9 protein-coding genes are annotated in these 10,531 nt (G+C 64.8%); all 9 read right to left on the minus strand.

Features of this window, described 5'->3' with window-relative positions; translation table 11 throughout:
* Nucleotides 1-31: 31 nt before the first annotated feature.
* On the minus strand, nt 32-1,312 hold the full coding sequence (locus ACP5MM_RS07530; RefSeq protein WP_427931028.1) for a multicopper oxidase family protein: 1,281 nt from the start codon (nt 1,310-1,312) through the stop codon (nt 32-34).
* 1 nt (nt 1,313) lies between these two features.
* Nucleotides 1,314-2,810, minus strand: a complete 1,497-nt coding sequence (locus tag ACP5MM_RS07535; protein WP_427934341.1) for a TolC family protein — start codon at nt 2,808-2,810, stop codon at nt 1,314-1,316.
* Complete coding sequence (locus ACP5MM_RS07540) at nt 2,797-3,072, minus strand: hypothetical protein (RefSeq protein WP_427931026.1); 276 nt, start codon at nt 3,070-3,072, stop codon at nt 2,797-2,799. The genes ACP5MM_RS07535 and ACP5MM_RS07540 overlap by 14 nt, the downstream gene beginning before the upstream one ends.
* A gap of 171 nt (nt 3,073-3,243) precedes the next feature.
* Nucleotides 3,244-5,757: a heavy metal translocating P-type ATPase gene (locus ACP5MM_RS07545; protein ID WP_427934342.1), complete on the minus strand. Its 2,514-nt coding sequence runs from the start codon at nt 5,755-5,757 to the stop codon at nt 3,244-3,246.
* 231 nt (nt 5,758-5,988) lie between these two features.
* On the minus strand, nt 5,989-6,555 hold the full coding sequence (locus ACP5MM_RS07550; protein ID WP_427934343.1) for a DUF3293 domain-containing protein: 567 nt from the start codon (nt 6,553-6,555) through the stop codon (nt 5,989-5,991).
* On the minus strand, nt 6,437-7,987 hold the full coding sequence (dacB, locus tag ACP5MM_RS07555) for a D-alanyl-D-alanine carboxypeptidase/D-alanyl-D-alanine endopeptidase (protein ID WP_427931023.1): 1,551 nt from the start codon (nt 7,985-7,987) through the stop codon (nt 6,437-6,439). Before dacB ends, ACP5MM_RS07550 begins: the two co-directional genes overlap by 119 nt.
* 50 nt (nt 7,988-8,037) lie before the next feature.
* On the minus strand, nt 8,038-9,159 hold the full coding sequence (locus ACP5MM_RS07560; protein ID WP_427931022.1) for an MFS transporter: 1,122 nt from the start codon (nt 9,157-9,159) through the stop codon (nt 8,038-8,040).
* Nucleotides 9,160-9,300: 141 nt separating this feature from the next.
* Complete coding sequence (locus tag ACP5MM_RS07565) at nt 9,301-9,825, minus strand: c-type cytochrome (RefSeq protein WP_427931021.1); 525 nt, start codon at nt 9,823-9,825, stop codon at nt 9,301-9,303.
* A 56-nt stretch (nt 9,826-9,881) separates the two neighbouring features.
* A complete protein-coding gene (locus tag ACP5MM_RS07570; RefSeq protein WP_158603372.1) occupies nt 9,882-10,157 on the minus strand; it encodes a hypothetical protein in 276 nt (91 codons plus the stop codon).
* Between the last annotated feature and the right edge of the window lie 374 nt (nt 10,158-10,531).

Below are 10,531 nucleotides of genomic sequence, written 5' to 3' on the forward strand. Positions count from 1 at the left end.
CGGATGACGGCGAGGGCGCGTCCATTGTCTGTCATGTTTTTTCCTCCTGGACAGGCCCGGACACGGTGCCCTTGGGATGCTGGTACCAGCCCGGATCGCGGTAGTTGCCGGGCGCCATGTCGTCGCGGATCTTGACGACGGTGAACATGCCGCCCATCTCCATGGGCCCAAAGGGGCCTTGACCCGTCATCATGGGCAAGGTGTTCTCGGGGAGGGCCATCCCCATCTCGCTCATCTGCTGCATATCCGCCATGCCCTTTTCCCCCATGACCATGTAATCAGGCAGGAGTTTGTTGATCTTTTGCACGAGGGCCTCCCCCTGCCGGACACCGATCATGTTGGGCACGCTGTGGCCCATGGGGCCCATGGTGTGGTGCGACTTGTGGCAGTGAAAGGCCCAGTCGCCGGGGCGCTCGGCGACAAAATCAATGACCTGCACGGTACCGGGCGGGACATTGACGGTGGTCATGGGCCACTGGGCCGAGGGCGGGATCCAGCCCCCGTCGGTGCCCACCAGATAAAAGGTGTGGCCGTGAAGATGGATGGGATGGGAATCCATGCTGAGGTTGCCCAGGCGGATGCGCACGCGCTCGCCGGTGCGCGCGACCATGGAATCGATGCCGGGGAAGACGCGACTGTTGAAGCTGAAGGTATTGAAGGCGGTCATCACCATCGGGTTGGGGACCATGGTGCCCGGCTCGACCGCCCATTCCGCGAGCATGATACAGTAGTCGCGGTCGATGGCTGGCCCCTCCGGGCGCTTGGGATGAACGACGAAGCTGCCCATCATGCCCAAGGCCATCTGCACCATCTCGTCGGCGTGGGGGTGGTACATGAAGCTCCCGCTGCGGGGCAGCGTAAACTCGTAAAAGAAGGTTTCGCCGGGGGGGATGGGGGGCTGGGTCAGCCCGCCCACGCCATCCATGCCATTGGGAAGATGGATGCCGTGCCAGTGCACGGTAGTGTGCTCGGGCAATTTGTTGGTGACGAGAATGCGTACCCGGTCGCCTTCCACCGCCTCGATGGTCGGTCCGGGCGTCTGCCCGTTGTAGCCCCAGCAGTTGACCACCATGCCGGGCGCGAACTCGCGCTGGACGGGCTCGGCGACGAGGTGAAAGACCTTCACGCCGCGTTCCATCCGCCAGGGCAACGTGCTGCCGTTCAAGGTTACCACGGGGTTGTAGCGGGAGCCCTTGGGACCGGGCAGGGGACCCTGGGTACGTGCCGCCAGGGCTGCGGATAAAGCGTCCGGGGCCGCGCCACCCAAAAGCAGGACGGCGCCGGATTTCAGCATGTCGCGTCGGGAAATCATGTCATTGCACTCCATGTCGGTGCGGGGGCGCCGGATCTGGAACCGGGGCGGATGAGGTCTGGACGGTCTCTTGGGCAGACGGGGCATTTGCCGCGGACGCCAGCGGACCGCCCCCTACCCGCTCCAGTTCCGCCCGGGTGATCCAGTAATCGCGGGTGGCCAGGACATATTGGCGCGCGGTGTTGATCTCGTTCTGCTTGCTCAAGAGCAGATCGTAGACGCCGATCAGCATGCCGTTGTAGAAACGCTGGTTTTCCGCAAGGGTTTGTTGCTGTAGAGGCAAGAGCACACGACGGAAATAGTCGGCCGTCTGCTGGGCAGACTGGAGGCGGTTGGCGGTGTCGCGCACCTGCGCGCGGATGTCGATGGCGAGTTGGCGCCGGCTCTGCTCGCTCTGCCGCAGAGACGCCTCCAGCCCCCGGATCCGCCCCTGTCCGCGGTCGAAAAGGGGCACGCCCAGCACCAACTCCGGCCCGCGCTGGATGGTCCGGTCAATGCCATCGAGGGTGACATTCACCCCGATGCCAAGCAGACCGAGATAGCGATAGCGACGGGTGTAGCCGAGCCCATAGGCCAGTGCATCCACTTGTTTTTGCGCGGCGGCCAGATCCAGGCGATGGGCGATGGCGTAAGACTCGATATGGTCAAGGGGCACTTTGACCGTCGGCACATCCGGCAAGCGGTCGGGGAGTTGCCACTGCGTGTCTGCGCCCCATAGCCCGAGCAGACGGTTGAGCCGCTCCCGCGCGCTCACCAGTTGTGTTTCGGCGTTCTGCAGCTCCACGAGTTGCTGGGCATAGAAAGTCTGGTGCAGATACTGATCGCGCCGGCTCAGGGTGCCCGCCCGCGCCTGCCGCTCCGCCAGTTCCGCCGCCGCCTGGGTGGAGCTGACGATCTGCCGATCGAGGCCGAGGGTCTGGGCGTTGGCGACGGCCGAGTAATAGGCGATCCGGACCTGGGCCGTCAGATCCATGACGCGCTGGGTGACCTTGAGGCGGGTAGCGTCAAACTCGGCGGCGGCGATGCGCTTGCGCGCCGCGAGGGTGAAGACATTGAGGAAGTCCTGCGCCACCCCGAGGCTCGTGTTGCTGCCAATGGGCGAGTAGAGATATGCAGCCGAGAATACGGGGTTGGCGAGCAGCCCAGCCTGGATCAGGTTGGCCTGGGAGATGCCGATATTCTCAAACTCCGCCTGCAGTCCGGGATTGTTCAGAAGCGCAATCTGAATCGCCTTGTCCGCCGTCAGGGGGCCAAGCAGGAGACGCTGTACGACTGCTTGGACGGCGCGGTCCTCCGGAGCGCCTTGCGCCCAATGCACTTGCTTGTTCAGTCGCTTGGACGCGCTTTTCTGCACTTGCGGGAAACCCGCGTCCTGGGGCACCGTGGCGCAGCCCGACAATACCAGGATGCCGCTGGCGATGAGCATGCCGGCCAAGGGGCGGGCATGGATTCGCCCCGCGCCCCCGCTGGTGGATGATCCTTTCCTATTGGGGACCATTGCCATCTCCTCCCATGCCCGGCATGTTTTCCATGGCCCCTGGCTCCCCATGGTGATCATGTTGTTGCGGGCTGGCCCCGGCGGCGCTGGAGCCCGATTGATAACTTCGCAGTGCGTTCGGCGCTTGCGGCAGGGGGGCTTCCGGCGCCATGGGGTTAGCCGGGTCGTTGTTCGCCAGGGGCGGCGGCGTAATGGCCGCACAGCCGGTAAGTAAAAGGGAAAGCAGCAACAAAGAAATGAACTTGTCTATTTCGAACCACATGGTCGCTCCTTCTTCCATCCTTATGGACTTGTCTCCGCCGGTGGCATCCGACCCGGCCGCCACTTTGACGGATGGCACATCGGCCAAACGCCATACTCCTTCTCTCCTGCTGCGATCAGGCCTTGGGCGCCGGCAGCCCTATGTGCGGCAGTGTTATCCGTGCATGGGCCATCACGGGATCATTCCGGTTGCCATAGGGAGCGGCGCAGGATGGGGGTGATGGGCATCCGTCCCGGGGATCCAGGGTGCAAGGCGGCGGAGTCGCAAGCTATTGGTCAGGACAAAGACCGAGGAAAGTCCCATGGCCACTCCGGCCAGCATGGGGTTGAGCTGGATGCCCAGGGGTACGGCCACCCCGGCGGCGATGGGAATGAGCAGGATGTTATAGAAAAAGGCCCAGAACAGATTCCCCCGGATGGTGCTCATGGTCTTGCGCGCGGCCTGAATGGCAGTGACCACCCCCGCCAACTCACCCCGGGTCAGGGTCACATCCGCTGCCTCGATGGCGATGTCGGTACCCGAAGCGAGGGCAATGCCCACATCCGCCTGGGCCAGTGCGGGTGCATCGTTGATGCCATCGCCCACGAAGGCGACCTTGCGGCCCTGTTTTTGCAGTCCTTGGACCACTTCCGCCTTGTCTTGAGGCAGCACCTCCGCATGGACCTCCTGGATACCCAACTGCCGCCCTACCGCATGGGCCGTCGGCCCCGCGTCCCCGGTGACCATGGCGATCTGCAAACCCATGGCGCGGAGCATTGCCACCAGCGCCACCGCATCGGGTTTCACGGGATCGGCGATAGCCAGCACCCCGACGGTCAATTCGTCCGCCGCAACAAAAACCGTGGTCTTGCCATCGCCCTCCAGTTGCGCGGCCCTCTCCGCCCAGGCCCCGGGGCTGATGCCTTCCCGTTCCAGAAAGCGGCGGGCACCGATACGCACCTGGCGGCCTTCGACCGTGGCCTGTACGCCAAAGCCGGGAACGGCGGCGAAGTCGCTGACGGCCGGCAACAGAATATCTTGTCCACGGGCCGCCTCCAGCACCGCGCGGGCGAGGGGGTGTTCGGACGCAGCCTCCACCGCCGCCGCCAGACGCAGCAGCGCGGACGGATCCTCGGCCAGGCAGTCCGTGAGCGACGGCCGCCCCGCGGTGAGGGTGCCGGTCTTGTCCAGGAGGACCGTATCCACTTTGGACAGGGTCTCCAACGCTTCCCCCTTGCGGAACAGGACCCCGAGCTCCGCCCCTCGCCCGGTGCCGACCATGATGGCCGCCGGCGTTGCCAGGCCCATGGCGCAGGGACAGGCCACTACCAATACCGCGACTGCCGAGAGCAATGCCATGGTGATGGCGGGAGCGGGACCGATGGCGAGCCAGACGCCAAAGCTCAACAGCGCGATGGCGAGGACGATGGGCGTGAACACCCGCACCACCTGATCGGCGAGGCCCTGGATGGGCAGCTTGCCGGTCTGGGCCTGTTCCACCAGGCGGATGATTTGCGCCAGCACCGTATGCTGGCCCACCGAGGTCGCCTCGATCACCAGCCGGCCTTCCGCGTTGACGGTTCCGCCAACCACCTTGTCGCCCGGGCGCTTGGCCGCGGGCAGGGGTTCTCCCGTCAGCATGGCTTCATCCACATGGGAAGCCCCTTCCCGGACCACGCCGTCCACCGGCAGCCGCTCTCCGGGCCGCACGAGGACCTGATCGCCCAGCGCCACCGCGCCGATGGCGACGGTTTCCTCTTTTCCATCGCGCAAGAGGTGGGCCTCCTTGGCCTGCAGTCCCAGGAGTTTCCTGATGGCCGCCGAGGTCCTGCCCTTGGCCAGTTCTTCCAGGTATTTCCCGAATAATACCGCCGCGATCACCACCGCCGCCGAATCGAAATAGACATGGCGGGCGGCGGGAGGGAAAATCCCGGGCGCGAGCAATACCACCATGCTGAACAGCCAGGCCGCGCCGGTACCGGTCGCGACCAGGGAGTTCATATCCGGCGAAAGCTGGCGATAGGCGATGAAACCAGGGCGGAAAAAGCGCCGGCCGGGGCCGAAGAGCACCACCGAAGCGAGCAGCGCCTGCACCCATTCCCAGAAATGGGGAAAGGGGCTGCTGGCAAGGAGCGCCCCATGAAAGACCGGGACGAACGCGCCGCCCATGGAAAGCACCAGGACGAGCAGGGCCAGTAGCAGGGCCAGGACGACATCCCGGCGCATGGCCGCCAGACTCCGGCGTTTCCGTGCTGCTTCGTCTTCCGCGCCCCCTGCCAGCGGCCGGGCGTTATAGCCGGCTTCGGCAACGGCCGCGGTGAATGCCCCGATGCCCGTTGTGGCGGGGAGGTAACGCACGGTAGCGCGCTCGGTGGCCAGATTGACCGACGCATCGATTACCCCCGCTACCCCCCGGAGTGCCTGCTCCACATGATGCACGCAGGAGGCGCAGGTCATCCCCTCGATGGCCAGTTCGGTCTCGGCCAACACGGGCGTATAGCCCGTCGCGGCAATCGCCTCTACAAACTGCTGGGGCGTCGCCTGCTCCGGGTCGTAGTCCAGGGAAGCCTGCTCGGTGCTGAGATTGACGCTCGCCTCCCACACCCCGGAGAGCTGGCCGAGCGCCCGTTCCAGCCGGGCGCTGCAGGAAGCGCAGGTCATCCCTTCGATGCCAATATCCACGTGTTCCAGCGTCTGACCGGCCATATTCCACCCACCCATTAATCCCTTGGGAATAACTCTACACTATGATGTCCACTACAAGGTCAAGGGCTGACATTCTCTAGGATGTAAAGAGGGAGTTGACTGCATCTGTGTGCGCATCCGTGGAGGAGCGGGCCATGCCAGCGATCGCCCACATTCGCGCCCGGGAAGGTCGCGGCCATGGTCCGCTCCTACCAGATGTGAGGACGCTTCCAGATGGCGGGGTGCTGCCCCCTAGCTTCGCCATGATCGCGGGCGCCGCGGCGCACGATGCCGCCGGCCGGCGCCGGATTGCCCGACGAACACCAGCCAGGTGCGCCGCCCATCCAGCCACAGGAAGGCGTTTTGGTGAAAACGGGCAGCCCAGTCACAGGCCTCTGCGCAGGAGATATCCGGCAGGGCCAAGGCTTCCTCCCACCAGGTACCCAGCCCGCCCCAGGCAGGCCAGCAGCTTTTTTTATGTTGGCGCAAAGCGGCGCGCAGGACACCTTGGCGGCGCCGGTTCTGCCACGCCCTGTTAGGCGCGGAACCCGGGTTCCAGGCCGTAATGATGGCCAGTCGCCGGCCTTGGGCCGCTTCTCCCACCTGCCGCCGAGGGCAGCGGCCGCTCCGCTGCCGCCAGCCATAGACACTAGCCAGATAGGCGCCGCCAAGGGCATCGCCCGCAACGCCTGGCCATGGCTCACAGCGTACTTTTCCCCAGGGCGATGCGCCGCACAAGATCGTCCATGCGGCTGCGGATGGCTGCGCGCGGGGTCTTGAAATGACTGACCAAAATCGCGAAGGCATATTCCTGACCATGATTCCCCCGAATGAGCCCCGCCAGCGCCAGCGCATCCCGCAAGGTGCCGGTTTTGGCGCGCACTGTGCCCAGAGGCAGGTCCTCCAGGCGATGGCGCAGGGTGCCGTCTTCCGCTCCCACCGGCAGCGACGCCCGCCACAATGCGCCCCAGGGTTGCTGATAGGATTGCGCCAGGGCGCGGACCAGATCGGCGGCGCTCAGACGCGCATCCCGCGACAAGCCGCAGGCATCGGCCACCTCCGCCTGCCCGTCGATGATTCCCTCCCGCAAGAGCCAGTCCTGCAGCCTGGCCAGGCTAGAATGGGTATCCCCGTTGCCCCCACGGGCCAGATCCGCATCCCGCAGCAGGATCTCGGCGTGGGTATTCTCGCTGACCTTGTTGACGACCGTCACCGCATCGATGACCGCCGGCGACTGGCGCTGGGCGAGGACGGCGTAACCCGGATAAAAGGGGCGCTGGGGCGCCGCGCTTCCCTGCCCGCGCGCCCGCACCCGGACCTCGCCCGTCACCCGGATACCCTGATCCAGCAAGGCCTGCTGCAGGGCAAGGCCGGCAAAGCGGGCCGGATCCGGCTGCGCCAGCATGGCGCCAACCGGCGCGGCGCGGACGCGGATGCTGCCGCTCAACGCCCAGTGCCCAGCCACGATTTCCAGACGGAGCGGAGTCACCTCATCCCCCACCCCCACGGTCGTCACTCCATTACGGATGACACCCAGCGGATTGGGAACGATCTCCGCGCTGGCGGGCTGACCGGCGCGTGCCCCGGGCCGCACCAGCACCTCCACCATGGCATCGTTGAAAGTCAGGGCGCTAATGGGCGCGCCGTACCAGTAGCGCTGATCCTCGGGCGTCCAGCCCATGGGCGCATATTCCGTGGGGAAGAGGCGGCTATCGGCCAGAATGCCATCGGGCACCTCGCGCACCCCTGCCCGCCATAGCTGTTCGGCCAGATCGCGCAGGGGGGAGAGGGCCGGCCCCCGTTGCGTCTTGCCATTGAAGGGAAATATCCGACTGGAAAGGTTGGGGTCCCCACCACCAAGGAAAACCAGCGGACCCACGACGCGGCCGGCGACCAGGCCTTGGGCCAGCACCTGGGTAAGCAGATGCCCCTGCGCACCCAGGGTATGCAGGACATAAGCCGTGGTGAGGAGTTTGGCGGTGGAGGCGGGCAACTGCGGCGCCGTAGCGTTCCGGCTGAGCACCGGTGCGCCGCCCCGCACATCCTGCACCAGCACACTCCAGCGCCCCTCCGGCGGGAATTCGGGATCGGCCGGCGCCGGGCGACCTGGCTGTCCAGCTAACGCGGCTTGGCCAAGACCGCTGCTCCCCATGCCCATCAGCAGCAGAAATCCGCACAGGCCATGGCGCCATCCCCGCTGTAACGACCCCTGCACTCCCTGCCTTTTCCCCACCGCCGGACCCTCCCGCATATTGCCCCTTGGACCTAATCTACCCCCAGTGCCGCCCAATGCAAGGGCGCCTAACCGGAATGGGACCGAAACAAGGCCCCCGGCATCCGCGCCGCCAGGACCAGACTCGGCAGCGCCGCCAGAAAGGCGAGCAAAAAGAATCTGGTAAAGCCCACCTCGGCAGCGATATAGCCACTAAAACTGCCCACCACCGTCGCCGCCACCGACATCAGGGCGGAACCGATGGCAAAGTGGGTCGCCTGATAGCTGCCCCGACAACGCTGCATGAGAAAGACCATCAGGACCGCCGTACCCAAGCCCGCCGCCGCCTGTTCAAAGGCCACCACCGCCCCTACCCAGAACAGGGACGGTAGGGCCCAGGCCAGCCAGGCATAAGCAGGAATGGCCAGGGCCTGGATGAGGGTCAGCGGGAAGATCGCCCGCCGCAGCCCCCAACGGGAGATGATGACCCCGCCCAGCAGGGCACCCCCCACCCCCGTCACGGTCCCCACCGTACCGGTGAGGATGCCGCGCGCCGCCAGCCCGTACCCCAAATGGTTGAGAAAGGGCGTCACCATGGCAAACATCATGGCGTCGCCGGCACGAAAGAGCAGGATAAAGGCCAGGGCGAGACCAATGGCCGGTTGTTGCAAATAAGAATGAAAGGCCTGCCTTACCTCATGCCAACGTTGACCGTTGCTGGGGGCGGCGTCGGGAGCCGAGGGCAGAAGCCGCCGATGCAGCAGGGCCAGGCCCCAGAGCATGACGGCGGCGGCGAGAAAGCAGGCCGTCCAGGACACCCAGCCCGCCAGGATGACCAGGCCGCCGTTGCCCACCAGCATGGCGACCCGGTACGCCGCCACCCGCACACCCGAGAAGGCCGCCTGGGCATCCTCTGCCAGGATCTGGATATAATACCCATCCACGGACATGTCATGGGTGGCCGAGAGGATGGCCATGAGGACAAAGATCTTGGCCGCAAGATCCAGGTTCATCTCCTGGGCGGGCCAGATCAAGGCCGCGGCGGCCCCGCCCAGGAGCAGTTCCATGATGAGCAACCAGCGTTTTTTATTGGCAAAAAGATCGAGCAGCGGACTCCATGCAAACTTGAGATTCCACGGCAAGCCGAACAGGGAGAGGAGCCCAATGACCTGCAGACTGGCGCCGGCGGCCGTAAAAAATTGCACCGACACCTGTTGTACCAGGGAAAATGGCAGTCCCTCGGCAAAGTAGGTACTGGCCGTCCAAGCCGCGGTGCGGAATCTTTTTACCAAAGGCTACCCTGAGATAAAAAACCCCCGCGTGAGCGGGGGTCTGAAGCGGAAATGCGAACCTTAGGAGGCTTTGGGCGGTGCGATGGGCTTTTGCGCCAGGACCCAGGAAGCCAATTCCTTGGCTTCGGCGGGGGTGACATTCTGCGCCGGCATGGGCATGGGACCCCACACCCCGGTGACGCCATGTTCAATGGCATTGCTGAGCGTGGCCACAGCCTTGGGATCACCCTTGTACTTGTAAGCCACCCAGGCAAAGGCCGGGCCTACGATCTTCTGTCCCACCTGATGGCAAGCGAAGCAACCCTTGGATTCGGCAAGGGACTTGGCCTTGGCCATCTGGTCCGGACTCATGGCGCTGGTGGCTGCCACCTTGACAAAGTGACCGCCCGCATCCTGCCCATCAAAACTGGATGGCGATGCCGTGGCGCCGGTGCTGCCGTCCGACGTGGCGCCCGCGCTGGCCGCCGAACTCTCGCTCGGCGCCGTGGTGGACTCTTCCTTCTTTGCACATGCTGCGGCGAGGGTGACCACGCCGGCAAGAAGCAGAAAACGAACAACGGGCTTCAAACTTTTTACATCTAGCATAGTACACCCCCTTCCATGGACCGATTCTATATCGGCTTCATCAAGCAGCAGGCAATTTACTCGGCGGAAGAATCGCCGGTGGAAGCAGCGGAGCCGGTGCTGGCAGCGGAACTCTCGCTGGCACTGGTGGCAGGCGCGGATTCCATGGGCGCTGCCATGCCGGCGGAGCTTTCCGTCGTGGTGGTGGCCGGAGCAGAAGACTCGGTGGTGGCGCTGCTCTCGGCGGGGGCCGTCGTGCTCTCTTCCTTCTTGGCGCAAGCGGCTGCCAGGGCGATGACGCCGGCAACGAGAACGATCCGGGCAAGGGGCTTGATTTTGGCGATTTCCAGCATGTCTTTAACACTCCTTTCTAGGGTTAAACGGTTTGCACTGATGAATGTATAGCCTAAAACGCGATGAGATGGTACCACTAAATTTCTTCCAGCCAAATACCCCGGTGCAGGTGGGCGGGCCGAAAGCGGCCATCCACCACCGATCCGCCCGGGAGAGAAGGCTTCCGCACGCCCTGGCGGATAGGGTCCCGGAGAGAGGCAGGGCGATGCGCGGCCCGGCCGCGGAACTCTCCCAAGCCCGCTGTTGCGGGACATGGCCCTTCTCCCGCGGCAATCACAAAGCTATTGTACCTTCAGACACCAAGATCTATTATATCCTCATTCGTTTTTTTGGGGGGATATAAGAATGCCAACGGAGCCTAGTAAAAGTCCTT

The organism is Acidithiobacillus sp. (assembly GCF_049965315.1).
GTDB lineage: Bacteria > Pseudomonadota > Gammaproteobacteria > Acidithiobacillales > Acidithiobacillaceae > Acidithiobacillus_B.